Annotated in this window: 27 protein-coding genes; 9 read left to right on the forward strand and 18 right to left on the reverse strand. The window is 68.6% G+C overall.

Features of this window, described 5'->3' with window-relative positions:
- The coding region (locus FPV16_RS04620; RefSeq protein ID WP_227436487.1) for an extensin family protein at positions 1–745 on the reverse strand (745 nt) is incomplete at its 3' end.
- Positions 746–933: 188 nt separating this feature from the next.
- Here FPV16_RS04620 and FPV16_RS04625 point away from each other — a divergent pair.
- Positions 934–1,695: a methyltransferase gene (locus FPV16_RS04625; protein WP_227436489.1), complete on the forward strand. Its 762-nt coding sequence runs from the start codon at positions 934–936 to the stop codon at positions 1,693–1,695.
- 184 nt (positions 1,696–1,879) lie between these two features.
- On the opposite strand, the gene FPV16_RS04630 is transcribed toward FPV16_RS04625, so the two are convergent.
- The 4 genes from FPV16_RS04630 to metX form a co-directional block, all read right to left on the reverse strand.
- Positions 1,880–2,140, reverse strand: a complete 261-nt coding sequence (locus FPV16_RS04630; RefSeq protein ID WP_227436491.1) for a hypothetical protein — start codon at positions 2,138–2,140, stop codon at positions 1,880–1,882.
- A 163-nt stretch (positions 2,141–2,303) separates the two neighbouring features.
- Positions 2,304–3,593, reverse strand: a complete 1,290-nt coding sequence (locus FPV16_RS04635) for an adenylate/guanylate cyclase domain-containing protein (RefSeq protein WP_227436493.1) — start codon at positions 3,591–3,593, stop codon at positions 2,304–2,306.
- 126 nt (positions 3,594–3,719) lie between these two features.
- A complete protein-coding gene (metW, locus tag FPV16_RS04640) occupies positions 3,720–4,412 on the reverse strand; it encodes a methionine biosynthesis protein MetW (protein WP_413629179.1) in 693 nt (230 codons plus the stop codon).
- On the reverse strand, positions 4,409–5,482 hold the full coding sequence (gene metX / locus FPV16_RS04645; RefSeq protein WP_413629190.1) for a homoserine O-acetyltransferase MetX: 1,074 nt from the start codon (positions 5,480–5,482) through the stop codon (positions 4,409–4,411). The genes metW and metX overlap by 4 nt, the downstream gene beginning before the upstream one ends.
- Positions 5,483–5,911: 429 nt before the next feature.
- Between metX and FPV16_RS04650 the strand changes: the two genes are divergently transcribed.
- The 3 genes from FPV16_RS04650 (at position 5,912) to FPV16_RS04660 (ending at position 8,935) form a co-directional block, all read left to right on the forward strand.
- Entirely contained in the window at positions 5,912–6,775 is an 864-nt protein-coding gene (locus FPV16_RS04650) for a chorismate mutase (protein WP_227436498.1), read from the forward strand.
- Positions 6,776–6,861: 86 nt separating this feature from the next.
- The gene (locus FPV16_RS04655) at positions 6,862–7,983 is read left to right on the forward strand and encodes a pyridoxal phosphate-dependent aminotransferase (protein ID WP_227436500.1); all 1,122 of its coding nucleotides are present in this window, start codon (positions 6,862–6,864) and stop codon (positions 7,981–7,983) included.
- On the forward strand, positions 7,976–8,935 hold the full coding sequence (locus FPV16_RS04660) for a prephenate/arogenate dehydrogenase family protein (RefSeq protein ID WP_227436502.1): 960 nt from the start codon (positions 7,976–7,978) through the stop codon (positions 8,933–8,935). The genes FPV16_RS04655 and FPV16_RS04660 overlap by 8 nt, the downstream gene beginning before the upstream one ends.
- A 211-nt stretch (positions 8,936–9,146) precedes the next feature.
- Here FPV16_RS04660 and FPV16_RS04665 read toward each other — a convergent pair whose 3' ends face one another.
- The 10 genes from FPV16_RS04665 to FPV16_RS04710 form a co-directional block, all read right to left on the reverse strand.
- On the reverse strand, positions 9,147–10,244 hold the full coding sequence (locus tag FPV16_RS04665) for a DUF2125 domain-containing protein (protein WP_227436504.1): 1,098 nt from the start codon (positions 10,242–10,244) through the stop codon (positions 9,147–9,149).
- 105 nt (positions 10,245–10,349) lie between these two features.
- Positions 10,350–10,745 carry a hypothetical protein gene (locus FPV16_RS04670; protein ID WP_227436506.1) on the reverse strand — a complete coding sequence of 132 codons (396 nt, stop codon included), beginning with the start codon at positions 10,743–10,745 and terminating at the stop codon, positions 10,350–10,352.
- A gap of 199 nt (positions 10,746–10,944) precedes the next feature.
- Complete coding sequence (locus FPV16_RS04675; protein ID WP_227436508.1) at positions 10,945–11,724, reverse strand: lysophospholipid acyltransferase family protein; 780 nt, start codon at positions 11,722–11,724, stop codon at positions 10,945–10,947.
- 72 nt (positions 11,725–11,796) lie between these two features.
- Positions 11,797–13,533 carry a gamma-glutamyltransferase gene (ggt, locus tag FPV16_RS04680; protein WP_227436510.1) on the reverse strand — a complete coding sequence of 579 codons (1,737 nt, stop codon included), beginning with the start codon at positions 13,531–13,533 and terminating at the stop codon, positions 11,797–11,799.
- A gap of 87 nt (positions 13,534–13,620) precedes the next feature.
- Positions 13,621–14,103 (reverse strand): hypothetical protein, encoded by a 483-nt coding sequence (locus FPV16_RS04685; protein ID WP_227436512.1) that lies wholly within the window; start codon positions 14,101–14,103, stop codon positions 13,621–13,623.
- A 9-nt stretch (positions 14,104–14,112) separates the two neighbouring features.
- Positions 14,113–15,399, reverse strand: coding sequence for a 23S rRNA (adenine(2503)-C(2))-methyltransferase RlmN (rlmN, locus tag FPV16_RS04690; RefSeq protein ID WP_227436514.1), 1,287 nt, complete (start codon positions 15,397–15,399; stop codon positions 14,113–14,115).
- 94 nt (positions 15,400–15,493) lie between these two features.
- A complete protein-coding gene (locus tag FPV16_RS04695; RefSeq protein WP_227436515.1) occupies positions 15,494–15,913 on the reverse strand; it encodes a hypothetical protein in 420 nt (139 codons plus the stop codon).
- Between the two features lie 131 nt (positions 15,914–16,044).
- A complete protein-coding gene (locus tag FPV16_RS04700; protein ID WP_227436518.1) occupies positions 16,045–16,734 on the reverse strand; it encodes a uracil-DNA glycosylase in 690 nt (229 codons plus the stop codon).
- The gene (locus tag FPV16_RS04705) at positions 16,731–18,251 is read right to left on the reverse strand and encodes a bifunctional metallophosphatase/5'-nucleotidase (RefSeq protein ID WP_227436519.1); all 1,521 of its coding nucleotides are present in this window, start codon (positions 18,249–18,251) and stop codon (positions 16,731–16,733) included. Before FPV16_RS04705 ends, FPV16_RS04700 begins: the two co-directional genes overlap by 4 nt.
- A 121-nt stretch (positions 18,252–18,372) precedes the next feature.
- Complete coding sequence (locus tag FPV16_RS04710) at positions 18,373–19,326, reverse strand: class I SAM-dependent methyltransferase (protein ID WP_227436521.1); 954 nt, start codon at positions 19,324–19,326, stop codon at positions 18,373–18,375.
- A 127-nt stretch (positions 19,327–19,453) separates the two neighbouring features.
- Here FPV16_RS04710 and hemH point away from each other — a divergent pair, with 127 nt between their 5' ends.
- The 3 genes from hemH to hisG all read left to right on the forward strand — a co-directional run bounded on the left by hemH (position 19,454) and on the right by hisG (position 22,811).
- Complete coding sequence (hemH, locus tag FPV16_RS04715; RefSeq protein WP_227436523.1) at positions 19,454–20,536, forward strand: ferrochelatase; 1,083 nt, start codon at positions 19,454–19,456, stop codon at positions 20,534–20,536.
- A 108-nt stretch (positions 20,537–20,644) separates the two neighbouring features.
- Positions 20,645–21,799: an ATP phosphoribosyltransferase regulatory subunit gene (locus FPV16_RS04720; protein WP_227436526.1), complete on the forward strand. Its 1,155-nt coding sequence runs from the start codon at positions 20,645–20,647 to the stop codon at positions 21,797–21,799.
- On the forward strand, positions 21,792–22,811 hold the full coding sequence (gene hisG / locus FPV16_RS04725) for an ATP phosphoribosyltransferase (RefSeq protein ID WP_227436527.1): 1,020 nt from the start codon (positions 21,792–21,794) through the stop codon (positions 22,809–22,811). Before FPV16_RS04720 ends, hisG begins: the two co-directional genes overlap by 8 nt.
- 20 nt (positions 22,812–22,831) lie before the next feature.
- On the opposite strand, the gene FPV16_RS04730 is transcribed toward hisG, so the two are convergent.
- From FPV16_RS04730 to hemE, 3 genes are read right to left on the reverse strand one after another with little or no spacing between them, the layout of a single operon-like run.
- Complete coding sequence (locus tag FPV16_RS04730) at positions 22,832–23,203, reverse strand: lysozyme inhibitor LprI family protein (RefSeq protein WP_227436529.1); 372 nt, start codon at positions 23,201–23,203, stop codon at positions 22,832–22,834.
- Positions 23,200–23,652: a protoporphyrinogen oxidase HemJ gene (gene hemJ, locus FPV16_RS04735; protein WP_227436531.1), complete on the reverse strand. Its 453-nt coding sequence runs from the start codon at positions 23,650–23,652 to the stop codon at positions 23,200–23,202. Before hemJ ends, FPV16_RS04730 begins: the two co-directional genes overlap by 4 nt.
- 10 nt (positions 23,653–23,662) lie before the next feature.
- Positions 23,663–24,733: a uroporphyrinogen decarboxylase gene (gene hemE / locus FPV16_RS04740; RefSeq protein WP_227436533.1), complete on the reverse strand. Its 1,071-nt coding sequence runs from the start codon at positions 24,731–24,733 to the stop codon at positions 23,663–23,665.
- Positions 24,734–25,353: 620 nt separating this feature from the next.
- On the opposite strand from hemE, the gene FPV16_RS04745 reads away from it, so the two are divergent.
- Both FPV16_RS04745 and FPV16_RS04750 read left to right on the forward strand, forming a co-directional pair.
- On the forward strand, positions 25,354–26,184 hold the full coding sequence (locus tag FPV16_RS04745; protein WP_227436534.1) for a pyruvate, water dikinase regulatory protein: 831 nt from the start codon (positions 25,354–25,356) through the stop codon (positions 26,182–26,184).
- 20 nt (positions 26,185–26,204) lie between these two features.
- Positions 26,205–26,819: a Maf family protein gene (locus tag FPV16_RS04750; protein WP_227436536.1), complete on the forward strand. Its 615-nt coding sequence runs from the start codon at positions 26,205–26,207 to the stop codon at positions 26,817–26,819.
- Position 26,820: the final 1 nt, after the last annotated feature.

A 26,820-nucleotide genomic window follows, 5' to 3' on the forward strand; every position in this document is an offset into this window, starting at 1 on the left:
GGGCGGGCTGGCGCTCCACCGGGCGCGGACGCGAGATCGGCCGGGGCACGCCGTCGGCGCCGAGTTGCGGCGTGAATTTCAGCAGCGGCTGGCAGATGCGCCTGAGGCCGCGCGGGTCGTGGCGGGCGAGATCCACGTGGATATGATCGTAGTGGAACACGTTGGAGCCGGGGGCGAGCACGGTGGAGAAGCGTGCGCAGGCCCCCACGAAGACTTCGCGCAGAAAACCCTGCTCGGCCTCGGTGCCACGCCAGCCACCCTTCACGGTAATAACGTAGCCGTCGGCGAGCTTGAACGACATGATGTCGACGGCATTGCCGAAGGAATGTTCGGAGAGCTTGGCGCCGGCCTGGTTGTTGCGACCGCGGCAGGCATAGGAGCCCGCGTTGATCTCGGCCACGGGCTGGCCGAAATACAGGTTGGCGGCGGGCTGGATCGTGTCCGCCAGCCAGGCCTCGGCCTCGGCCAGGGCCGGGCAGGCCAGCGTCATCCGCTGTTTCAGGACGACCGAGCCCTTGCCGAGACGGGTGATGCGGTAAGGCTGCAGCATGCCGCAGACGCCGGGACCGTTGATCTCCTTCACCGGCGTCACGAACTCGGTGGTGTCCACCAGCCGCTTGGCGTTGCAGGCCTGTTCGGTCTGGTCGCGCCAGGCCTCGCGGCTCTCGAACGGGCTGCGTCCACAGCCGGTGAGACCTGCGCCGATGAGGCCGAGAACGGAAAACGCGAGTACGCTACGCCACATATCGGAACAATGGGCAGCTTTTCGTAAAGCGTTCGTCAACGATGCGGAGCGATCGCCCACCTGTTGAGGAGTGTGGACAGTCGACGCTTCCGTCTTTCTCGGCGGGACGGCAAGTGGCGCCGGAACGCTTGAGCGCGCCCCCCGCCCGGTCTATCGCAGCCTCACCGATGATCCCGCCGACGGCACCGATGCGTCCCTGGAAACAGGCTGTGGCCCGGGCCTTCGACGGGGCGGACAATTACGATGCCGCCGGAATCATCCAGGCGGCGGTCGCCGGGCGGCTGGCGCAACGCATCGCCGCCCTGCCCCTTCCCCCGGCGCCGCGGATCCTCGAGATCGGCTGCGGCACCGGCTTCCTCACGCGGGCCGTCCTCGATCATGTGACGCCCGGCCTGATGGTCGCCTCGGATCTGGCCCCCGCCATGATCCGGCGGGGGCGCGAGCGATTGAAGCACCGATCCGACCTGGCGTTCCTCGTCATGGACGGCGAGCGGCCCTGCCTGGCGCCGGGCTTCGACCTGATCTGTTCGAGCCTGGCGGCGCAATGGTTCGAGGATCTGGAGGGCGCGCTCGGCCGCCTTGCCGGTCTGCTGGCGCCCGGCGGGTTCCTCGTGGTGACGACCCTGGCCTCGGGCACCTTCCGCGAATGGCATGAGGCGCATGACGCCGTCGGCCATCACCCGGCCACACCGTCCTATCCGACGGCGGAGGCCCTGGCCCGGCTTCGATTCGCCGGCTGCACGAGCAGCCTGTCCCTGGAACCGGTCGTCGAGGAGCATGCCGACGGCCGGGCCTTCCTCCGATCGCTCCGCGCCATCGGGGCGGGAACGCCGGGCGCCGTCCGTCCCCTCTCCCCCGGCGCCTTGCGCACGGTGATCAGACAGTTCGAGACGGGGGGAGCGGCAATCACCTACGAGGTCGCCACCCTGGAGATCCGGCGCGATCCCTGACATGGAAACGGCGGGGCTCTCGCCCCGCCGCACAGCGTTCCGGTCTCGGTGAACGTCCGACCTACGAGGCCAGAAGGACACTCGCGGAGCCGACGATCGTCCAGATCAGGCCGCCCGCGAAGGCACCGATCATGGCGTAGGAAAAGCCCTTCAGAACCATGTTCGTCCCTCTCGTCTCAAAGGATCAGCAGCGGTTTCCGCCGGAGGTCTGACCGTACTGCTGGACCGGGAAATTCGGCTGGTTGGCGTTGCCTTCGGCGGCCGAGCTCATCGGGCAGCCGAGATAAGCCGGCGGGCGGCTAACCTCCCTGAGGGAGCCTGTCTCGGTGACGTCGTAGGGCGAGAAAGCGGTGTAGCGCGAGGGGCGCTCGAACGCCGTTGCAGAAGAGATCGAAGCGGCGCCAAGCACAAGAGCGGTAGCGACGGCGGCGATACGGTTCATCATAGCGTTCAATAAGTTCCTTTACAGTGCAGACCAGATGTTTGGCCTGCTTCACTCTGTATGAACCTGATATAGGAAGTCTTTTTCCGTCATGACGTGTCACCGCACACGAACCATGCGGGATTAAGGGGCAAGCCTGCCGATGGCGTCGGGCCCCGGATACGCCTCAGCGCGCGACCGCGTAGAGCCGAGGCCCCGAGGCTTCGCTCACCGTCCCGGCCGAGATCCAGTTGAGGCCGCTCGCTCCGGAGCCGGCAAGGAGATCGCGAAAATCCTCCGAGATGGCGATCGGGAGGTCTACGGCCTTGGCCCGCGCCTCGATGCGCGCGAGGGTGTTCATCGCCGGACCGAGGACGGTGAATTCGGCGCGGTGGCCGTCGTCGAACACACCGACGAGGACGTCGCCGGCATGCAGCGCGATGGTGACGCGCAGCGAGGGGAGGCCTTTCTCCGCGAGGCGTTGGTTGAGGGCGGCCAGCCGCAGCTGGACCGCCTCGGCACAGGTGAGGGCCGCGCGCGCCTGCGCATTGGGCGGGCCGACGAGGAACTGCGCCAGCACCCCATCGCCGATGTATTTGTCGATGATGCCGCCGCGTTCCGTCACGGCCCGGTGCGTCAGGGCGCGCATCTCCATGAGGACCTCCACCACCTGCTGGGGAGGCCGCGTCCGCGTCAGCGCCGAGAACCCGCGGATGTCGAGGGCGAACAGGCAGGCATGACGCTCCTGGACCTCGCCCGGACCGCCGCCCTGCGCCAGATCCTCGGCGACGGCGGCCGGCACGAAGCGGGTGAGGATCAGGCGCTCCCGCTCCAGCCGGAACGTCGCCGCCACCGCCCAGGTCAGTCGCCGCACTCCGTCGAGGACCACGAGGCTGGCCACCATGAAGGTGAGAAGTCCCGGCACCTCTTCGTCGAGGGTAACGTGAGGCCCGAGATGATGGCTCTCGGGCGAGAGATAAACGAACAGGATGGCCCCGCCCCACCCCGCCGTCACCAGACCGGCAAAGAGGCAGGTGTGCCAGACGCGCATGGTCAGCGCGGTCTGCAGCAGGATCAGGAAGGCGGGGAGCCGGCTGGCCGCCGCCGCGGCCTCTTCCGTATCGGCGGCGCCCAGAAACATGTGCTCGATGAGGACGTAGATCGCGACGCTGGCATTCAGCAGGGTCGAGCCCCAGCTCAGCCACTCCCGGCTCGGCTTCGCGGGGATGCCCGCACCCGGCGCCGTCCGCAGACTGACCACGGCCAGGAGGATCGAGGCTCCGGCATAGGCCGACAGCACGATCCAGTGCCCCAGCCCGTGGATCGATCCGTCATAGGCCTGCGCAGTGGCGAGCAGGACCAGGACGATGAGCAGCTGCAGGGCAAAGGACCGGCCGCTCGATGCCTGCTGCAGATGCGCGATCGTCGGCGAACGCGGCTCTTCCCCGTTTGCCCGGTCTCGATCCCCGGTTCTCAATAGCTGTCTCCTCCTGCGCCATCGGCCGCTCCTCATGCCGGATGCGGCCCGCGCAGGCCATCGGTGGAGATTGCCGCATGCCGGGCACCGACTTCGCAGGACGAGGATATGATCGCCCGGATCGCCCTATGCGGCGTCGGACGGCGATCCGTCGCCGCGCCGCAAGAGAAACACCCCTTGCGCGCCGAACAGGTTCCAGACCCACCACGGCATGGAGATCCGCATCGGCCGGCCGCGCGCGTCGAGCGCCGTGGCCTTCTCGATCTCCGCCCCCACGGTCCGGCACAGGCCGACGAAGTCGCGGATGGTGCAATGGTGGATGTTCTGGGTCTCGTACCACTCCTCCGGCATCAGTTCGGTCACCGGCATCCGACCCCGGAAGGCCAGTTCCGAGCGGACGCGCCAATGGCCGAAATTCGGAAACGAGATCACCACCTGCCGGCCGATGCGGAGCAGGTGTTCCAGCACGATGCGCGGGTTGCGGGTCGCCTGGATCGTCTGGGACAGGACCACCACGTCGAAGGCGTCGTCGGGATAATTGGCGAGATCGGTGTCGGCATCGCCCTGGATCACCGGCAGGCCGCGCGCGAGGCAGGCATTGACGCCTTCGCGGGAGAGTTCGATGCCACGCCCGTCGACGCCGCGCCGGTCACGCAGCAGCGCAAGCAGGGTTCCGTCGCCGCAGCCGATATCGAGGACGCGAGCGCTCGGCGGGACGAGGCCGAGGACCACGAGATGGTCGACGCGGGCGCCATCGCTGCGCGGCAGCGTATCGGTCGTGCTCCAGGGGGCGGGGGCGACGCGACTCACCGACGTCACAAGCCCCTCGCCCGCGCTGCGGCATCGACGAAGCCCTTGGCGGCGTTGAACATCACCGGCTCGTCGAGGAGGAAAGCGTCGTGGCCCTTGTCGCTCTCGATCTCGACGAAGGCGACCGGTGCCGAGGCCGCGTTCAGCGCATGCACGATGGCGCGGGAATCGGCGGTGGGAAACAGCCAGTCGGAGGTGAAGGACATCACGCAGAACCGTGTTCTGGTGTTGCGGAAGGCGTTGGCGAGCACCCCGCCATGGTCGGCCGCGAGGTCGAAGTAATCCATGGCGCGGGTGAGGTAGAGATAGGCGTTGGCGTCGAACCGCTCGACGAAGCTGAGGCCCTGGTGGCGCAGGTAGCTCTCGATCTGGAAATCGGCGTTGAACGAGAAGGTCGGAGCATGGCCGCCCTGGAAGCGGCGGCCGAACTTGCGATGCAGGGCCGGCTCCGACAGATAGGTGATGTGCGCGCCCATCCGCGCCACGCCGAGGCCCTTGGCGGGCCGAGTCCCGACCTCCAGGTAGCGCCCTTCCGCCCAGGCCGGGTCGGCCATGATCGCCTGGCGGCCGACCTCGTGGAAGGCGATGTTCTGGGCCGAGTGCCGGGCGCCCGTGGCGATGGGCATCGCGGCAAAGACCCGGTCGGGATAGAGCGCCGCCCATTGCAGCACCTGCATGCCGCCCATGGATCCGCCCACACAGAGGAACAGGTCGCGGATGCCGAGCCGGTCGAGGAGCATCGCCTGGCCCCGCACCATGTCGCGGATGGTCACCAGGGGAAAGGCGAGGCCGTAGGGCTTGCCCGTGGCGGGATCGGTGGAGGCCGGACCCGTGGAGCCCATACAGGAGCCGATCACGTTCGAGCAGATCACGAAGTAACGGTCGGTATCGATGGGCTTGCCCGGTCCCACCAGGGTCTCCCACCAGCCCCGCTTGCCCGTCACCGGATGGGTATGGGCGAAATGCTGGTCCCCGGTGAGCGCATGGCAGATCAGCACCGCGTTCGACCGGTCCGCGTTGAGGGTGCCGGCGGTCTGGTAGGCGATCCGGAACGGCGCGAGATCGACGCCGGCATCCATCGCGAGCGGTTCATCGAGGCCGAACAACGCCACCGGGCTTCGCGGATCGAGGGAGGGCGGCGCATCCGTCGGGATGCCGTCCTGGCGGAGGTTCCCCTCGTCGGGCCTTGCGAGACTGTCGAGCGACATGGTCATCAGGCGTCTTCGCGCGTTGTTCGCCGATTCGCTTCCGCGGTGATGCGAGAGGGGCGGCCGGTTGCCACCCCATCGACGCGTCGCGCGAAGGTCCATCCCCATCGATGCCCGGCCCAGCCGGACGACATGTGGGCGTAATGTGCGCATGCACGGGCGTCAACGAAAGGGGCCGCTCGCGAGAAGGTCACGACCAGCGCTCTGGCCCTCGGGCTTCGGGAAACGTAGACACGATACGCCGGACCCTTCATGCGGGAACGGCCATCCTCACACCCGCCGCCGGACGCGACAGCCCGCATGCGCTTCACCACGAGACCCGCACCGCCCCTCGACAACCTCGCCGAGTTGCGGGCCGAGATCGACCGGATCGACGCGGAGATGCATGCCCTGCTGATCCAGCGCGGCTCGATCATCGACCGGCTCATCGCGGTCAAGCGTACCTCGGCCAGCGGCTCGGCCTTCCGGCCCGGCCGCGAGGCTTCGATGATGCGGCGCGTGGCCGAGCGCCATCGCGGGCTCCTCCCCCTCGACACCGTGGAGGGGATATGGCGCGTCATCATCGCCACCTTCACCTGGGTCCAGGCCCCGTTCAGCGTCCATGCCGACGTGTCCGGCGGCGACGCCCCGATGCGCGACTCGGCCCGATTCCATTTCGGCTTCACGGTGCCCTACCGGCCGCACCCCACCTGCGCTGCGGTGATCGAGGCCGTGGCCGCCTCGCGCGGCGATCTCGGTATCTTCCGCCTCGACCCCGACGGCGCAGCGCCGCCGAGCCCGGAGGCGCCGTGGTGGGAAGGTCTCGTCGGCGAGGGTCGGCCCAAGGTGATCGCGCGACTGCCCTTCATCGAGCGGCCGACCCATCCCGCCGGTACGCCGGTCTTCGTGGTCGCCAACCCCCTCGACGATCCGGCCGCCGCCCAGCGCGACTGGGTGCTCCACGCGGCCCGGCTCGGGAACTGGTCGCCCGAGAGCGCCCGTGCCCTGCAGGACCTCTACGGTGAGGTGGTGGCGCGCGCGGCGGCAGCGGACGGTCACCGCCTTCTCCTCGCGGTGCCGGGCGGGGTCGGCGGCCGGCAATTGCGGGAGACCCTGGAACGGGCCGGCGCGAGCGTGGAACGCCTCGACGAGATCGGCAGCCACGCCGCCCGTTTCCGGGTGTGACGGCGACGGCCAGAGCGGCCGGTTCTCTCGTCAAGGCGGGCAAGCTGCGCTAGAGGGGCAGCCTGAACTCCAGCCGGCCCGCGCTCATGTCCTTCGCTTCCCCCGTGTCCCGTCCCGTTCCCCGCCCCGGAATCCTCGCCATCGAGGCCTATGTGCCCGGCAAGAGCGGCGCCCCCGGCGCGGTGAAGGTCCATAAGCTCTCCTCCAACGAGACGCCGCTGGGCCCGAGCCCCCTGGCCATCGAGGCCATGCGCGACGAGGCCTTCCACCTCGCCCTCTATCCGGACGGCAATTCGACACGCCTGCGCGAGGCCATCGGCTTCCGCTACGGGCTCGATCCCGCCCGCATCGTCTGCGGCGCCGGGTCGGACGAGCTCCTGTCCTTCCTCGCCTACGCCTATCTCTCGGAGGGCGACGAGGGGATCTTCACCGAGCACGGCTTCCTGGTCTACCGCATCGCCATCCTGGCCGCCGGCGGCACCCCCGTGGTGGTGCCCGAGCGCGATCTGCACGCCGATGTCGACGCGATCCTCGCCGCCGTCACACCGCGCACGAGGATCGTCTACCTCGCCAACCCCAACAACCCGACCGGCACCTACCTGCCCTTCGCCGAGATCCGGCGCCTGCATGCGGGCCTGCCGCCGAACGTCCTCCTCGTCCTCGACGGGGCCTATGCCGAGTACGTGCGGACCAACGATTACAGCGCCGGCCTCGAACTCGTCCTCGAATCCGAGAACGTGGTGATGACCCGCACCTTCTCGAAGATCCACGGCCTGGCGGCCCTGCGGATCGGCTGGATGGTGGGTCCGCCCGAGGTGGTCGACGCGGTCAACCGCATCCGCGGGCCGTTCAACCTGTCAAGCAGCGCCATCGCGGCCGGGGCAGCCGCCATCGCCGACGAGGCCCATGTGGCGGCGGCGGTCGCCCATAACGAGACGTGGCTCGCCTGGACGACGGAGGTCGTCTCCTCCCTCGGCCTGGTGGTCACGCCGAGTGTGGCGAACTTCATCCTCGTCCACTTTCCCGACGAGCCGAATCGCAGCGCGGCCGAGGCCGACGCCTATCTCGCCGCGCGCGGCGTGATCGTGCGGCGGGTCACGTCCTACGGGCTGCCGGACGCGTTGCGCGTCACCATCGGCGGCGAAGAGGCCAACCGGACCTTCGTCACGGCGCTCACCGCCTTCGTGAAGGACGGCATCCGTGCCTGAGGCGAAAGCCGTCTGCCAGCGTCTCGCCATCGTCGGCCTCGGGCTGATCGGCTCCTCCATCGCGCGGGGCGCGCGGCAATACGGGCTGGCGCGGAACATCGTCGCCATCGACCGCGACCCGGCGGTGATCGAGCGTGTGCAGGCCCTCGGCCTCGCCGACGAGGCGACGGGCGAGACTGAGGGCGTCGCTGGCGCCGACCTCGTCATCCTGTGCGTGCCCGTGGGCGCGGTCGGTGCCGTCGCCGAGGCCATGGCGCCGCATCTGAAACCCGGTGCCATCGTATCCGATGTCGGTTCAGTGAAGGCATCGGTGGTCGCCGCCGTCGCGCCGCATCTGCCCGACGGCGTCCATTTCGTCCCGGCCCATCCCGTGGCGGGCACCGAGTATTCCGGCCCCGATGCCGGCTTCTCGACCCTGTTCTCGGGCCGCTGGTGCATCCTCACCCCGCCGGAGGGCACCGACGAGGCCGCCACCGCGCGGGTCCAGGCCTTCTGGGAGGGACTCGGCGCCATCGTCGAGAGCATGACGCCGGAGCATCACGACCTCGTGCTCGCCATCACCAGCCACGTGCCGCACCTCATCGCCTACAACATCGTCGGCACCGCCGCCGATCTCGAAGCGGTGACGCAATCGGAGGTCATCAAGTTCTCGGCCGGCGGATTTCGCGATTTCACCCGCATCGCCGCCTCCGACCCGACCATGTGGCGGGACGTGTTCCTTACCAACAAGGACGCGGTGTTGGAGATGCTCGGCCGCTTCAACGAGGATCTGGCAGCACTGGCCCGCGCCATCCGCTGGGGCGACGGCGACGCGCTGTTCGATCTGTTCACCCGCACCCGCGCCATCCGCCGGGGCATCGTCGCCCTGGGGCAGGAGACGGCAGAGGCGGATTTCGGCCGCAGCCGCACCCCGCCTGAACAGGCGAAGGACGAACCGGTCAACGAACGGTAGGGTTCATCCGGCCGAGGCAAGCGCTACCCGTCTCTCACCCACCACCTCATCCTGAGGTGACGAGGCGAAGCGGAGGCCTCGAAGGAGGGCTCCAGTTCGCGCAGCGGGTTCTGGAAGCCTCCTTCGAGGCGGCTGTCGCCGCACCTCAGGATGAGGTCGTGGCTGGGATGATGACCTCCTCCACACCAGGCGGAATCTGTCGAACGGCCTCTCAGTACAGCGGCGGCACCTGGACGTTGGGGATCGGGAACGGGCCGAGCATCAGCCGGCCATCGGCGAGGCGCAGGGGTGGCATCGCCTTGAGGGACGGATCTCCCGCCGCCGCCGGCGCAGCGGCCGGCTCGGTTTCCTGGCGACGGCTCGCGCCACCGAGCAGCTTGCCGACGAGCCCTCCGATCAGGGCCCCCTTCTCCGCCCCGAAACGCTGGCCCATGATCTGCCCGACCAGGGCCTCCACCCCGGCGGCGCGGATATCGATCTGGCCGGCGGGGCGGTGCTCGTCGTCGAGGGCGATCTTACCCTGGGCCTGGAGGCGGCGGTCGCCCTTGGCCAGGGAGAGCAGGGCGATGTCGAGGCTGCCGCCGGCCCGGCGCCAGGTTTCGAGTTCACGGGCCACCTGTCCCGTCCGGATGACGGCCGCCTGATTCACCGTGGCATCCAGCGCCATGTCGATGGGGGCGGTGTTGCCGAGGAGGGGATCGAGCAACGGCACGTTCGCCTGCGTCAGCCGCAGGCTGGTATCGACGGCGCCCTCGGTGGCGAAGCGGGCGGGGGTGGGCCGGGCGTGGAATTCCAAGTGCTTCGCCGCCACGTCGATGGGCTGCGGTCCGGCATTCGTCACGCTGACGTTCGGTCCATCCACCGCCAGGGAGGCCCGCGTGAACCCGTCGGAGGTGCCGTGGAAGCTCCCTTCCAGCGAGGTCCAGGTGGCGTCGGCGACGAGGCCGTCCTGTTCCACGTGGAACGGTCCGCTCGCCTGCAGGATGCCCTGGCGCGGCTGATAGACCTGGACCACCGCCGTCAGAGGCCCGAGGGTGAAGCGACTGTCCGCCCGCGAGAAGGCGAGGGAGGCGCAGCGCAGCTCGATCCGGAAGGGATAGCCGGTGATGGAGCGATCGGCGCAGGTCCAGTTGCGCCCGGCCGAGGCCTCGCGGGCCATCCAGGCATCTATCTCGGACCCGGCCTTGCCGCGAATCCAGAACCAGCCCGCGCTCCAGAGCAGGATAACGGCGAGGAGGAGGATGTAGGGCAGGAACAGGCCGGTCCGCGATGGCCGTTTCCTGGCCGTCAAATCCGGTGCCTGCGCCATCGTCCGCTCGCCTCGCTCTCGAAGCCCCGCCGCCGTCGACGGGGGTTCCTTCGTGAGTGAGCTTTGGCGGGTCTCAAGGCGGCGAAAGCATGGCCGCTCGCCGATTCAGGCGGCAACGCCCGTGATCTGGTCCATGGACCGATCCATGGGCCGGTCCACACGAAGATCGGCGACGATCTCGCACCGCTCAGCCTCGTCCTCGGCCAGACGGTGGACATGCATCTCCGTAGCGCCGCCATGGCGCGCACGGGCGATCCAGTTGCGGGTGAGCCGCTCGCGCGGGCTCGATCCGGCCGTGGCCACGGCGATGAGTTCGCCGATCCCGGCGGAGTCCCGCCGCACGGCCATCACCACCGCCTCGCCCATGTCGTCGAGTTCGAGTTCGGCCAGTTCATGGATGCCGACGACGTAGCGACGCCCGGACCGGCCGCGCCAGGCGCTCAGCGCCAGGGCAGGAGTTCCACGCAGGCTGGCTGTCGTCCTGAGACGTACTTCGCGCATGGATGGATCTCCGGATCAGAGGATGGACGTCGGTGAAAGCCGTGTTCCGCGCCTTGCGGACTGAGAACGAACACGGCTTTTTCGTTCGCTCTTTGTTCCAGAGTAATCTTAACAATTTCCTTCCGTCAAGAGTCGCGCTTTCGCTCTCCGCAGGGAGCCTCCGACCGGCTTATCCACAGCCTGTGGATAGATGACGCGCTCACGCGGTCCTGGATTGTTCTCCGACGGCACCGGTCTCCGGCACGGCATGCCCGCGTGCCGCCAGATCCGCCCGGCCGGACGCCAGGAGGACGTCGGAGGCGGCTTCGATCCGAGTTTGCATCTCCTCCAGGAACGCCGTGCGGTCGAGGCCGGGAGCAATGGGGGCGAGGAACTCGATCACCGTGGTGCCGGGGCGGCGGGTCAGCTGGCGGCGGGGCCAGTAGAGGCCGCTGTTGAGGGCGACGGGCAGGCAGGGCACGCCGAGCGCCGCGTAGAGATGGGTGATGCCGAGCTTGTAGGCGGGGGGCGAACCCGGCGCCTTGCGGGTTCCCTCGGGGAAGATGATGAGCTGGCGCCCGTCGCGGATGGCGCGGGCCGCCGCCTCGTTCATTGCCGCCATGGCACGGGTGCCCTTGGAGCGGTCGATGGCGACCATGCCGGAGCGGGACAGGAACCAGCCGAAGAGCGGGATCCAGAGCAGCTCGCGCTTGAGGATATAGGCGAAGTCCGGGAAAGCGGTGACGAGGGCCAGGGTCTCGAGGGCGGATTGATGCTTGGACGCCACCAGGAGCGCGCCGGGCGGGCGGTGGTGCAGCCCCCTGAACTCGACACGCACACCCCCAACCACGCGCAGCAGCCACAGGCTCACCTTGGCCCAGAACCGGGCGACACGGATGCAGGCCCGCTCCGAGACGAGGGCCGGCAAGCCGCCGATCGCGATGAGGGCGGTGGCGAGGTAGAAGACGATGTTGAAGGCGATGGAGCGAAGGATGTGCATCGGAAACCCGGAATGATGCCCTTCCTGTAGCGCGCGCAGTCCCGCCGCACCATCCGCCGGACCCGAACCGCCCTAGTCGCCCTCGGCCAGGGTTCCGCGCTGGCGCGTGTCGGCGGCCCCGGCCACGAGCCCGTCTCCCGTCATCACCGAATTGGCCGAGCCCGAACTCGACCCCACCCGCACCGCGTGCCCCTTCGCCCGGAGCAAGGCGAGGGTGTCCGGCGAGAGCCCGTCCTCTGCGAACAGCATGTCGGGCCGCCATTGGTGATGGATGCGCGGGGCGGTGACGGCCTCGGCGAGGTTCATGCGGAAATCGATGACGTTGACGATCACCTGCAGCACCGTGGAGATGATGCGGCTGCCGCCCGGACTTCCGGTGACGAGGACGAGGCGTCCGTCCTTGAGCACGATGGCCGGGGTCATCGAGGAGAGCGGCCGGGCGCCGGGCGCCACCGCATTGGCCGGGCCGCCAACGAGGCCATAGGCGTTGACGCTCCCGGTCTTGGCGGAAAAATCGTCCATCTCGTTGTTGAGGAGGACGCCGGTCCCCTCGGCCACGAGGCCGAGCCCGTAGGAGAAGTTGAGGGTCGTGGTGGTGGAGACGGCGTTCCCGGCTCGGTCCACCACCGAGTAATGGGTGGTCTGATCGGATTCGTAAGGCAGCGGGTCGCCGGCCTTCACCGCCTCAACCGGACGGGCGCGGGCGGGGTCGATGGCGGCACGCAGGGTCTCGGCATAGGCCTTGGCGGTGAGGCCGCGCACCGGCACCTGCGAGCGGGACGGGTCGCCGAGCCAGGTGGCACGGTCCGCATAGGCCGGTTTCATCGCCTCGGCGAGGGTGTGGAGCGCCTGGGCGCTGCCTGCACCCATGGCGGCGAGATCGAACCCTTCGAGGATGTTCAGGATCTCGATGAGATGGACGCCACCCGAACTCGGCGGCGGCATCGAGACGATCTCGTAGCCACGGTAGGTCCCGCGAATGGGCTGGCGGATCGCGGGGCGATAGGCGGCGAGATCGGCGGGCGTCAGCACCCCGCCCACGCGTCTCGCCGCTGCCGCGATCCGCTCCGCAATCGGGCCGGTATGGAACGCGTCGGGCCCGTGTTCGGCGATGGCCGTGAGGGTCGCGGCGAGATCGGCCTGGACCAGGGTCTCGCCCCGCTGGAGCGGTCGGCCGTCGCGGAAGAACACGGCCCGGCTCGAGGGCCAGCGCCCGAGGCGGTCGGCGGCACGGGGCAGCGAATCGGCGAGCCCGCCGTCCACGGGAATCCCGTCCCTGGCCAAAGCCCGGGCCGGGGCGATGAGGTCGGCGAGGGCGAAGCGGCCGGAGCCGTAGAGGCGGTGCGCTTCGGCCAATCCGCGCACGGAGCCGGGAACGCCGACGGCCTTGCCGGTGCGGATGGATGCGCCGCGGTCGGGCTGCCCGTCGGCGGCGAGGAACATGTCCGCCGTCGCCGCGGCGGGTGCCGTCTCGCGAAAGTCGATGGCCACGGTCTCGCCGGTGCCGGCGAGACGGACGAGCATGAACCCGCCGCCGCCGAGATTGCCCGCCTGCGGCAGCGTCACCGCGAGGGCGAAGCCCACCGCCACGGCGGCGTCGACGGCGTTGCCCCCGCCCTTCAGGATCGCCACACCGACGCGGGTCGCCAGGGCGTCCTGCGAGGACACCATGCCGTGGATCCCGAGGACGGGGAGGATGCGGGCATCGTCGGAGGGGATCGGCGGCAGTTCCGGAACCGCCTGCGCGAGGGCCGGTCCGGGCAGGAGCGTGAGAAGCGCCAGGGCGAGGCTGAGACGACGTCCGGTCATGCCCAATCCGTCATGCGAAGGCTCTCCCACGGCATCCTGTGCCAAAACCGATGCTCACGACAGGCAACGTTCGGCAGCGAGGCCCGTTCAGGCCCTTGCCGGCCGGTCACGAATGGCGATCCAGCCATAAACCAGCCCGGCAGCCGCTCCGGCGAGAAACAGCAGGGCCGTCACCCGTCCCTCGACGGCGAGGTTTCGCGCGGCGAGAGAGCCGGAACCACCCCGCATCAGCCAGGGTACCAGGGCGGTGGCGAGGCCCGTGCCAATGGCATAGGCGGTGGCCCTGCGCAGGTTCATCGCCTCGCCGATGAGCGCCATGGCCACGGGCGGCAGCACCAGCAGGATGAACCCGGCCCTGGCGAGGCCAGCGGCAAGGACGAGGATCGCGTCGGGTCCGATCCCGGAGGCGAGGTCGGTCATGCCCTGCAGGAAGCCGAACAGGCCGATCCGGGTCAGCGCTTCGCTGGAGACCGGATCAAGGAGAATGGCGAGAACGAGCACCAGAGCCCCGCAGGGAATCGCGAGGCACAGGGCGAGGCCCGTCCAGATCAGGCGGCCGAGGAACCGCATGAGACGCGCTCAGCCTTCGTCGTCATCGGCCCCGGCATAGACGCCCTCAGCGCCGATCCCGTCTTCCAGCATCATCCGGGCGCGGGCACGCAGCTTCTCGGTCTCGCTCTTGAGCTGGCCGCAGGCGGCGAGGATGTCGCGGCCACGCGGGGTCCGCACAGGCGACGCGTAGCCGGCCTCGTAGACGATCTCGGAGAATTGCTCGATCCGCTCCCAGTCGGAGCATTCGTAGATGCTGCCGGGCCAGGGGTTGAACGGGATCAGGTTGATCTTGGCCGGGATGCCCTTGAGCAGCCGCACCAGCTCGCGCGCATCCGCATCGGAATCGTTGACGCCCTTCAGCATCACGTATTCGAAGGTGATGCGGCGGGCGTTGTTGAGGCCGGGATAGTGGCGGCAGGCCGCCAGCAATTCGGCCAGGGGATATTTGCGGTTCAGGGGCACGAGGGTGTCGCGCAGGTCGTCCCGCACCGCGTGGAGCGAGATCGCCAGCATGGCATGGGCCTCGACCCCGAGCCGCTGCATCTGCGGCACGACGCCGGAGGTCGACACGGTGATGCGCCGGCGGGAGAGGCCAAGGCCTTCCTGATCGGACATCACGCCCACCGAATCGATGACGTTGTCGATGTTGTAGAGGGGCTCGCCCATGCCCATGAAGACGATGTTGGTGACGGCCCGACGGGTCTCGTCCTCGCCGGCGGCCACCGGGTTCTGGCCGACCCAGTCGTTCAGCCGGTCGCGGGCCACCACCACCTGCGCGGTGATCTCGGCGGCGGTCAGGTTGCGCACCAGGCGCTGCGTGCCAGTATGGCAGAAGCTGCAGGTGAGGGTGCAGCCGACCTGGGACGAGACGCAGAGGGTGCCGCGGCCACGACCGGGAATGTAGACGCACTCGATCTCGGCGCCACGATTGTGGTCGTGCTTGCCGGTAGGCGCCATGCGCAGCAGCCACTTGCGGGTGCCATCGCGAGAAATCTGCTCGGTGACGACCTCCGGCCGCTCCAGGGTGTAGGCCCGCGCCAGCTCGGCCTTCAGGCCCTTGCCGACATTGGTCATCTGGTCGAAATCGGTGGCGCCGCGCGCGTTGAGCCAGTGCCAGAGCTGGCCCGAGCGCATGCGCTGCTCGCGCTCCGACACGCCGATGGCGGCCAGCCGCTCCTTCAATTGCTCACGGGTCAGGCCGATGAGGGACGAGCGTCCCGGCGGAACGGCGTCCGGCTGGAACTCGGGAAGCTTCTCGATTGCGGCCACGACGCTTTCGTCGCGGCCGGCGGTGTCGACCGACGCCGTCGCCATGGATCACTCAACCTTCGGACTTGGAATCGGTCCGATATAGGCGATCCCGCACCGGAACGCGAATGTGTCCCGATGCGTGGGCGGAATGGCGGGGTTACTGGGCCGGTTTGGCCTCGGCGGGCGGCGTCGATTCGGCCGGTGCGCCGTCCATGGCGGCCGGCAGCAGCACGTTCTTGGTGACGTTGCCCTCGGGGCCGTATTCGCCGGCCACGGCAAGGCAGGCCTGCTCGCGGTTGAGCTGCATCTGGTTCGACATCAGCGCGAAGATGGTCTGGACCTTGCCGCCGAAGGGGCCGCGCGGTCCGACATCGGCGGCGTTCACGCCCTGCTTCTGCAGCAGCGCATCGAACTGGTCGACGCCGACCCGGTACCCGCAGACATTGGCGGCGGCGAAGATGTAGGCGGCGAATTCCAGCGCGCGGGGTGGCGGCGCGTTGCGGATCTGGGCCTCGGCCAGGGAGGTCATGAGCAGACCGGCGGCGAGGCCACCGGCGAGAACGGTTCTGGGGAGCATGGACGGCGTTTCCTCGGCGACGTGATCTCGGGGCAGACGCGGCTTCTTAAGTTCCGCTTATGCTGCCCCATCGAGATAGACCGCCGGGCCGCACTGTCAAAGCGACCGATTCGCGGCGTCGGCCGAAGGGATCAGTCGAGCGACCAGTCGATGGGGGAAAGGCCCCAGCCCGCCAGCCAGGCATTGGCCTCATCGAAGGGGCGCGTTCCGGCAAAATCCCGCAGGCGGTTGAGCGGGGAGGGATGGCCGGTCTCGATCACCCCGCATCTTTCGCGGTCGATCAGTCCCGCCCGCGCCCGGGCCTGCGCGCCCCAGAGCAGGAAGATTGCGGGGGTCGAGCGTTCCGAAACGGCCTTCACGGCGTCGTCGGTGAGGGCGGACCAGCCGTAGCGCAGATGCGCGCCGGACTTGCCGGCCTCCACGGTGAGCGCCGAGTTCAGGAGCAGCACGCCCCGTCTCGCCCAGGGCGTGAGGTCGCCGCTCGCCGGCCGATCCGGCAATTCGGCGAGGACCACCTTGAGGGAGGCGGGAAGCCGGCGGGGGCCGACATAGGAGAAGGCGAGGCCGTTGGCATCGCCCGGCGTCGGGTAGGGGTCCTGCCCGAGGATGACGGCCTTCACATCCTCCAGCGGCGTCAGGGTGAGGGCGCGGAAGACCGCATCGGGGGAGGGCAGGACGCTCGCCCCTTGCGCAATCCGGTCATCGACCCGCGCGCAGACGGCATCCGCCACCCCATTGGAGAAGAACGGCAACGTCAGCCAGGACGAGCCCGAGGCACGGAACTCGTCGAGGGCCAGGCATAGCGGGCCGCGCGCCGTCACCGGATCACGATCCGACCGCCATCGGGGACGGAGAGAGGATCATGCCGGGCGATATAGGCCATGACCTCGTTGGCGACGAGCTTGCCGTCCGTGGCGCCGATGAGGGTGCGTCCGTCGGCCAGAAGGCCGTAGCCGTTGCCGCCATCGTAGAGGAAGTTGTTGGAGGCCACGGTGTAGGCGCGCGCCTCGTCGAGGGGCTGTCCGTCCACGAGGATGGACTGGATACGGTGTCCCGCATTCGCCCCCGGATCGACGGTGACGACGAGCCCCGAGACCTGCGGGAAACGGCCGGCCGGGCGGCCGAGATCGGCGAGAGCCGATTCCAGCAGGGCCCGCACCTGAGCGCCCGTTAGCGAGACCAGAACCGTGGTGTTGCCGAAGGGCAGTTCGGTGAGGATGTCGCGCCGGGTCAGCACGGTACCGGCCGGATAGAGCCGGTTGCCGCGGATGCCGCCGCCATTGGTGATGGCGATCTCGGCCCCCGTCGCTGCGCGGAGCGCATCGCCGACGAGGTTGCCGAAGCTGCCTTCGCGCAGGCGCACGGTCGAGATGCGGCTGTCGAGGGGCGCGCTGATCGTCCCCACCGGCACGTCGAGTTCCTTCGCCAGCCGCGCTTCGAGCCGCTGCGTCAGCGCGAGGGTCTCGGGGTCCGGCGTGACGTCGGCGGTGTCGTGGATGCGGAAGGTCGGGTGCCAGGACAGGGTCCGGGCCTTGCCGGTTCCCTTCACCGTCACGGCGATGTCGATGGCGGTGACGTAGCGGGCGTCGAAGCTCGATTCCGCCAGGAGGCTGCGGCCGTCATATTGCACGATGAGGTCGTGGTCGTGGCCCGAGAGCAGGATGTCGACGATCCGCGCCGCCACGATGGCCTCGTCGGTGACCCGCGCCGTGTGGCAGATGCCGACGATGAGTTCGGCCCCCTCGTCGCGGAGGGCTTGGGCCGCCGCGCGCAGCGTCTCGATCTCGGGACCGAAGACGAGGTCGCCGGATTGCGATTTCTCCGGCGTGCTGGCCAACGCAATGCCGACGAGGCCGACCTGGATCCCGCCCAGACTCACGATCATCCGGTCGCGGAGGCCCGCGAGGGGCTTGCCGTCCGCACCACGCAGGTTCGCCGCAAAGACCGGAAAGGCCGCCTCGCCCATGCGCTGGGCGAAGGTGGTGGGGCCGAAATCGAATTCGTGGTTGCCCGGCACGAACACATCGGGCGGCGCCATGTTGAGAAGCTCGACGATATGCGCGCCGCGGTCGAACCCCGACATCAGCGAAGGAGACAGGGTGTCGCCGGCATGGGCGTAGAGCATCGGCACGCCGCGCGCGCGCTCGGCCTTCACCACCGCGTTGAGACGGGCAAATCCGCCGCGGCCATCCACTTCCGACATCAGGTAAATGTCGTTGACGAGAAGAAGCGTGAAGGTCGGCTCGATCGCCGCGGCACCGGCGGGTGCGGCCAGACCTGCCGCGAGACCCGCCCCGAGGCCGAGGCTCAGGGTCTGACGACGGGTAGGACGAGGCATCGCGAGAGGTCTCCGAAGGGCCGGGCGGTGGAGATTCCGCCCAGAGCCCAGTGTGGACGCGATCGATGAAGCCGCTGCAACAGCGGCGAGCCGATCCCGGCGTCAGGCCGGAACGCGGAGTTCAGCGCGATGCGAGACCGTCACGCACCGCCTTGGCGTTGCGGCGGAGCATCGGCCAGATCCAGGCGCCGGAGACGAGATAGGCGGCGGCCGGCGTGCCCTTGAGCTCGACGACGAGACGTTCCGCGAGACCCGGATTGGCGAGTTCGCCCACGGGAGCGTCGGTCTTGCGGTAGACCACCGTGGTGTCCTCGCGCCAGTAATCGGGATGCGGCACGAGGCCGGCGCGGCGGGCGTTGAGGTCGAAGGTCTCGCGCACGAAGCCGTGGACATGGGCGAAGTGGAAACGCTCGTGCGGCGGCTTGCCGGTGGCGGCCATGTTGGGCACCGCCGCGTAGATGACACCATCGGGCTTCAGCCAGCGGGACAGGCGCTCCATCACCACGGCCGGATCGCGCAGGTGCTCGAACACGTGATGGGTCGAGATCACGTCGAAATGCCCGGCGGGGAAGCGTCCGTCGTCGGCGTCGTCCAGGACCTCGACCTTGTGATGCTCGCGGGCGTAGGCGGCGTAATCGCGGCCGGGCTCGATGCCGATGGCCTCGCAGCCCTTGGCGCGGGCCGCGGCCAGGAACTCGCCGGAGCCGGAGCCGAAATCGAGAACCCGCGCGCCGGGCTTCAGCTTCGGCGCCAGCAGGTCGGCGCGAAAGGTCGCTTCACGGGCCGAACGGTTGAGGTGGTGGCGCGGCGGACCGCCGGCGAAGGCGAGCTGGTAATCGGCCCGGTAGGCATGGGCGTAATAATGCGCCAGCTCGTCCGGCGTCGGCATCGGGTCGGTGCGAATCAGGCCGCACTGGACGCAAGCGACGGATTTCAGGGTCTTCAGGCGCCGGTCGGTCTCGGCCACCGTCACCGTCTCGGCCGATCCGCACAGATTGCAGACCGTCGGTCCCCCCTTATAGGGGTAGCCGGTGAACGGCATGAAGTGGTTGAAGAAGTACCGGGGAGACGGCATGTCGCGCCTTCAAGCAAGAGATGGTCGCTGGCAGGCCTCGTGCTCTAGATAGATATGCTGCGTCAGACAACTGCGCCACGAAGACCGCTTTGACAAACCGCGCCCTGCCGGGGCGCTCGGGAACCCGATGAACGAACGCGTCGAACCGACGTCCCTCAAGGACCTCAAGCCGTTGCAGACCAGCTCCTCCGCGACCGCCAGCCTGCCCTCCGACCACCCGCCCGTGCGCTGGGGCCGGGTCGGCGTGCTCCTGATGAACCTCGGCACCCCGGAGGGCACGAGCTACTGGCCCATGCGCCGCTATCTCAAGGAGTTCCTGTCGGATCGCCGCGTCATCGAGGTGCCGCGCCTGATCTGGTGGCCGATCCTCAACCTCATCATCCTCACGAAGCGCCCCGGTCCGAAGGGCCGCGACTACGCCTCCGTCTGGAACAACGAGCGCAACGAGGGTCCGCTCAAGACCATCACGCGGGGCCAGTGCGAGCGCCTGCAGGCGGCGATGGGTGATTCCGTCGTGGTCGACTGGGCCATGCGCTACGGCAAGCCGGAGGTCTCCCTGCGGATCCAGGCCCTCCTCGACCAGGGCTGCGACCGCATCCTCCTGGTGCCGCTCTATCCGCAATATGCCGCCGCCACCTCGGCCACGGCCTGCGACCAGGCCTTCAAGGCGCTGATGCAGATGCGCTGGCAGCCGACCGTCAGGGTCTCGGCGCCCTATCACGACGATCCAGTCTATATCGACGCCATGGCCACCTCGATCCGCGAGGGTTTGGCCAAGCTCGATTTCGAGCCGGAGGTCATCCTCACCTCGTTCCACGGCGTGCCGAAGAGCTACCTCCTCAAGGGCGACCCCTACCATTGCCAGTGCGTGAAGACGGGCCGCCTCATCCGCGAGGCCCTCGGCTTCTCGACGGAGCGGATGCGCACGACGTTCCAGTCGCGCTTCGGCAACGAGGAATGGCTCAAGCCCTATACTGACGAGACTGTGCAGGCCCTGGCGAAATCCGGCGTCAAGCGCATGGCCATCGTGGCGCCGGGCTTCACCGCCGACTGCCTCGAGACCCTGGAAGAGCTCGACGGCGAGAACCGCCATTATTTCGAGGACAATGGCGGCGAGCGCTTCGCCTACATCCCCTGCCTCAACGACAGCGATCTCGGGATGAAGGTGATCGAGAACGTGGTCCGCCGCGAATTGCAGGGCTGGATCTGAGACGCCGCCACCGCCCGCATGGGAGGTCGGCGGACTTCCCGCTCCGTGGGTGGTCGCCAAGTCCTGATACGGTTGATAAAGGACGCGGCATCAGGCGGCGGGTGAACCATGACGAGACCGGAGGCAGTCGATCCGATCGACACCGTGCGAGCGGATGAGGGAACGCGGCTCCTCGCGCATTTCTCGCAAGCCGGCTACGGCGCGGTCACCCCCGCCGTGCTCCAGCCAGTGGAGCCGTTCCTCGAACTCTCCGGCGAGGACATCCGCCGGCGCATCTTCGTGACGCAGGACGCGTCCGGCGCGGAGCTCTGCCTGCGTCCGGAATTTACGATCCCGGTCTGCCGCCAGCATCTGGCGCGGGGCGTGGGCGCCACCGCCGATTACAGCTATCTCGGCCCGGTCTTCCGGCTCGGCTCCGGCGAGGCGGAGGAGTTCCTCCAGGCCGGCATCGAATCCATCGGCCGCACCGACATCCCGGCGGCGGACGCGGAAATGCTCGGCCTCGCCCTCGAAGGCCTCGATCTCCTCGGAGCGGGAGACGTCTCGGTGAGGCTCGGCGATATGGGCGTCATCGACGCGCTGCTCGACGGACTTAGCGTACCGCCCGCCGCCAAGCGGCGGACCCTGCGGGCGCTCGCGGCGGGACGCTCGCTGGACGACGTCACCTCAGTGGCCACCGTCGAAGACCCCCATGCCGGGCTGCTGGCCGCGATCCAGGGCCAGGATCCGAAGGGCGTGCGCGCCTTCGTCGAGGACGTGCTGTCCATCGCCGGCATCTCCCGCGTGGGTGGGCGCAGCGCCGGCGAGATCGCGGAACGCTTCCTCGCCAAGGCCTCGGCGCGGGCCAATGGCGGCGCCGGGCTCAACGCCGAGAACCGCGCCGTCGTCGAGCGCTACCGCGCCATCACGGGCGATCCGGATCAGGCCGCCCGGTCCATGCGCGAACTCGCCGCGTCGGCGGGCGTCACCTACGCGCCGCTGGAGGCCGCCCTCTCCCTGTTCGAGGAGCGGACCGGGTTCATGGCCGCGCGCGGTCTCGATGTGGAGCGGTTCCGCTTCTCGGGCAGCTTTGCCCGCAACCTCGATTATTATACCGGCTTCATCTTCGAGGTGACGCGGGGACAAGGGGCCGCCCCCCTCGTCGGCGGCGGCCGCTACGACGGGTTGCTCCAGCATCTGGGCAGTCCCACGCCGATCCCGGCGGTGGGCTGCGCCGTCTGGCTGTCCCGCGTCCTCACGTCGGAAGGATCGTCCCGTGGCTGACACCGTTCCGACCCCCCAGGCTTCGCAAGGCGCGGTCGACGGCCCCCTCGTCCTTGCCGTGCCCTCGAAAGGGCGTCTGCAGGAGAACGCCTCCGCCTTCTTCGCACGGGCAGGGCTGAAACTCGCTCAGGGGGCGGGCGCGCGCGACTATCGCGGCAAGCTCGTCGGCGTGCCGGATGTGGAGGTGCGCTATCTCTCGGCTTCCGAGATCGCCAACCAGCTCGCCAGCGGCAGCGCCCATCTCGGCGTCACCGGCGAGGATCTGATCCGCGAGAGCCTTCCCGACGCGCGGGGCCAGGTCGAGCTGCTGACGCCGCTCGGCTTCGGGCAGGCCACCGTCGTCGTCGCGGTGCCGCAGGCCTGGATCGACGTCCGCGCCATGACCGATCTCGACGAGGTCGCGGCCGAACTCCGCGTCCGCCAAGGGCGCCGCCTGCGCATCGCCACGAAATACGTGAACCTGACCCGGCGGTTCTTCGCCGAGCACGGGGTCGCCGATTACCGCATCGTGGAAAGCCTCGGCGCCACGGAAGGCGCCCCCGCCTCGGGTTCGGCGGAGATCATCGTCGACATCACCACCACGGGGGCGACGCTCGCCGCCAATGCCCTCAAGATCCTCGATGACGGCATCATCCTGCGCTCGGAGGCCAATCTCGTCGCCTCGCTGACGGCGCCCTGGGGCCAAACCCAGAAGAAGGCATTGCGCACCGTGCTCGGCCGGATCGCGGCGGAGGAGCGTGCGCGGCTCACCCGCGAGATCAGGGCGGCGATGCCGCCCGACGGCGATCTCGATCTCGCCGGGATCAGCGCCCTGCACGATGCGCAGCTGCCCTACGGCATGCCGGAGACCCGGAGCGCCGAGATCGTGCTGCACTGCCCGGTGGACGCCACGTTCGACCTCGTGGACGACCTCGTGAAATCGGGTGCGAGCGCGGTCAGCGTCAGGCGGATCGACTACGCTTTCGGCCCGGACAACCCGTTGATCGACCGCCTGCTCACGCGGCTGGGCTGAATCCTTCAGGGGCCTGCCTTCTACAGGGGCCCCTGCTTGGCGAATTCCGAAAAGACGCTGCGCAGGGTCTTCAGGCGGGCCTCGTAGGCCCTGGTCAGGCAGGCGACGTCCGCCGCGCAGCTGCGCCGTTCCTGCAGCCAGGCCTCCTGATCGTCGCGCAGCTTGGCGTTTCCGCCCATGGGCAGGAGCCCGCGCAGGATCTCGAACCGGACCGCCATCTCCACGTCGAGGTCGTTGAGGGGAAGATGAGCGCAAATCGCCGTCTCGTCGGGCGTCTCGGCCTTCGCGCACGGGAAGCTCGCGGCCTCGGCGCAAGACACTGCGCAGGATGCGGCGAGCATTATGGCGGCGGCCAGACCCCATGCCCGGTAGCGAGACTGCGATGAAGTCATGATCCGAATCCCGGCTTGACGATGACGAGGATGACGATGGCCACCATGAGGAGCGTCGGAACCTCGTTGACCATCCGGTAGAAGCGGTGGGGCCGCATGTTCCGGTCGGCGGCAAAGTCCTTCACCATCCGCGAGAACCAGCCGTGGCAGCCGCTCAGGGCGAGCACCAGGGCGAATTTCGCCTGCATCCAGCCCGACGCGTAGAACCCGCTCTGCCAGACGAGGAACAGGCCGAGCAGCCAGGTGACGATCATGGCCGGGTTCATGATCGCCTTCATCAGGCGCCGTTCCATGACCTTGAACGTCTCGGACTGGGCCGAGGAGGCTGCGCCCTCGGGCAGGGACGCGTGATAGACGAAGAGACGCGGCAGGTAGAGCAATCCCGCCATCCAGGAGATGACGGCAATGACGTGGATCGCCTTGATCCAAGGATAGAGCGTGTCGGCCATGGTCCGACCGTCAGCGCCGCAATCTGGCGAGCATCCGCTCCACATGGGCGATCGGCGTCTGCGGCGTGATGCCGTGGCCGAGGTTGAAGATGTGCGGCAGACCGTCCGTCGCCTCAAGCACCCCGTCCACGGCCGCGTCCAGGGCCTCGCCACCTTCGATCAGCGTTTCGGGGTGGATGTTGCCCTGGGTCACGGTGCGGGGCGCCACGGCACCGCGCAGGGCCTTCAGATCGACGCTCCAATCGACGCCGACGGCGTCCGCGCCGGTCTCCGCCATCACACGAGCATGGCCTTCGAGCCCCGAGCCCCGGGCGAAGACGATGATCTTCGCGCCCGGCACGCGTGCCCTGACCCCGTCGACGATGCGGGCGATGGGGGAGAAGCTCCAATGCGCGAGGGCATCCGCCGTCCCGCCCGGCGCCCGGGGCAGCGAGCCGGCATGGGATTCGAAGATCTGGACCGCATCGGCACCGGCTTCGAGCTGGCGCGACAGGTACGCGATCTGCACCGAGACCAGCCGGTCGATCAGCGCTTCCACCAGGGCGGTCTCGGTATCGGCGAGTGCGCGGGCGGGAGCGAGATCGGGCGTGCCGCGTCCGCCGATCATGTAGCTCGCCACCGTCCAGGGACCGCCACAGAACCCGAGAAGCGTCGTCTCGGCCGGCAGCTCGGAGCGCAGGCGCCGGACGGTCTCGAAGACCGGCTCCAGGTGCTGGAAGATGCTCGGATCGTCGGCCTGTTTCAGACGGGCGAACTCGTCCTGGCCGTGGACCGGATCGAGCCGCGGACCTTCTCCTTCGACGAACCGGACATCCTGCCCGAGGGCGTCCGGCACGACGAGGATGTCGGAGAAGAGGATCGCCGCGTCGAAGCCGAAACGCCGGATCGGCTGCAGAGTCACTTCGGTGGCAAAGTCCGGATTGTAGCAGAGGTCGAGGAAGGAGCCGGCCCTGGCCCTGACCTCGCGATATTCCGGAAGATAACGTCCGGCCTGCCGCATCATCCAGGCGGGAGGGATCCGGGACGGCTTGCCGTCGAGAACCTGAAGCAGCGCACGATCGGTGCCGTCACGTCGAGTCATGCCTGTATCCACCCGCCTGTATCCGTCCGATCGATCATGGAAGGGAAGAGATCGTCTCACCTGGGACAGAGCTATGACGCCCCCGTCCGCCCTCTGGAAGGTCTTTCGCCCCGGGAGGTTGTTTTACCGCAGGACGTCCTCGCGTCTCCAAGGCTCGATTCCAAAAACCGTCTTCCTTGCGAGAGCCTCCGAGGGTGACCGGAAATCCCTGTCCCCGTCCCGTCTATCTAATAAGAAAAGAGAGATTCTAGGACTCTGTTTTTTCTTTTAGACGGGGGATGACGGGACCGCGAACTTGTCCACACCCCATCCCCGCGCCACCGCCGTTAACGGGGCTTTAACGGGTTCGCGCTAACTTTCGAGAACGGGAAGTCTAATCAGCGACTTGCGCGCCGTGATGGGTCCCCCGTGCCCGAACCCTCCCTGAATCTCCCAAACCGGGATCGGGACGAGGGTCGTTGGTCTGCATGTTGACGCGAGAGTCGACAACGCGGGGGAAGGTTCCGCCCCCGACCCGTGAAGGGGTGCTTTATCCCCACCTGTCGACTCCGGCCGTCAGGTGTGGTGGATAACCCGGAGATCCCTCACGCCCGTCCGCCGGCCTGGGATGGGAATTTCCGATGAGTCGCAGCTACTTCCACCTTCATCTCGTCTCGGATTCCACCGGCGAGACCCTCATCAATGTGGGTCGCGCCGCTGCCGCCCAGTATGAGGGTGTCTCGGCCATCGAGCATGTCTATCCGCTGGTGCGATCCTCGGCCCAACTCGAACGGGTGATCTCCGAGATCGAGGCGGCGCCGGGCCTCGTCCTCTACACCCTCGTCGGCCACGATCTGACCGAGCGGCTGGAAGCGGCCTGCCGCGAGACCGGGTCGCCCTGCCTCTCGGTGCTCCAGCCGGTCCACGCCCTGCTGCAATCTTATCTCGGCGCGGAGACGACGGCCCGGCCGGGGGCGCAGCACATGCTGAACGCCGAGTATTTCAAGCGCATCGACGCAATGAACTTCACCCTCGCCCATGACGACGGCAACCTGCCCTTCGATATCGACGAGTCCGATGTGATCCTCGTGGGCGTCAGCCGCACCTCCAAGACGCCGACGGCGATCTATCTGGCCAATCGCGGGCTGAAGACCGCGAATTTCCCCCTCGTGCCGGGCATGCCAGTGCCGCCCAATCTCGAGAATGCCCGCAAGCCCCTCGTCGTCGGCCTTTTGGCGAGCGCGGAGCGGATCGTGCAGATCCGGCAAAACCGCCTGCTGAGCCTGAAGGCCGACGACACGTCACTCTATGTCGATCGCGATGCTGTGGCCGACGAGATTGCCGCCTGCCGCAAACTCTGCAACCGGCATCGCTGGCCGACCATCGACGTCACGAGGCGGTCGATCGAGGAGACCGCCGCCGCGATCGTCGATTTGCACCGCGAGCATCGCCTCAAGTTCATCGTGGCATGATGCGCGAAGCGAGATCCGTGATGACCCGCCTCTGGCTTCCCGAACGCCCGCTCATCCTCGCCTCCGGTTCGCCGACGCGCAGGCTTCTCCTCGAAGCCGCCGGCCTCGACGTGGAAATCGTCATCCCGAATGTCGACGAGCGCGCTATCGAGGCCGATTCCGGTCCCCTCGCTCCCGCCGATCTCGCCCTCCGGTTGGCCATGGCCAAGGCGCAGGCGGTGGCAGCCACGGTCGGCGACAGGATCGTCCTCGCCGCGGATCAGGTTCTCGCCTGCGAAGGGGAGGTGTTTCACAAATCCGCCACTCTCGACGCTGCTAAACAGCAACTGAGCCGGCTATCGAACAAGACGCATTCGCTGCATTCCGCCGCTGCTCTCATCGTGCCGGGACGGGAGCCGGACCTCCTTCACGACGAGGCCCGTCTCACCATGCGGGATCTGAGCGCGTCAGCCATCGACACTTATCTGGCGATCGCCGGGCATGACCGCGTCACCGGCACGGTGGGCGGATACCAGTTGGAAGGCCTCGGCATCCATCTCTTCACGAGGATCGAAGGCGCTCATGCCACCATTCTCGGCCTGCCGCTGACCGGATTGCTCGACCGGTTGCGAAGCCACGGCTGTCTTGCCTTCTGAT

The organism is Methylobacterium sp. W2, assembly GCF_020662345.1.
Lineage (GTDB): Bacteria > Pseudomonadota > Alphaproteobacteria > Rhizobiales > Beijerinckiaceae > Methylobacterium.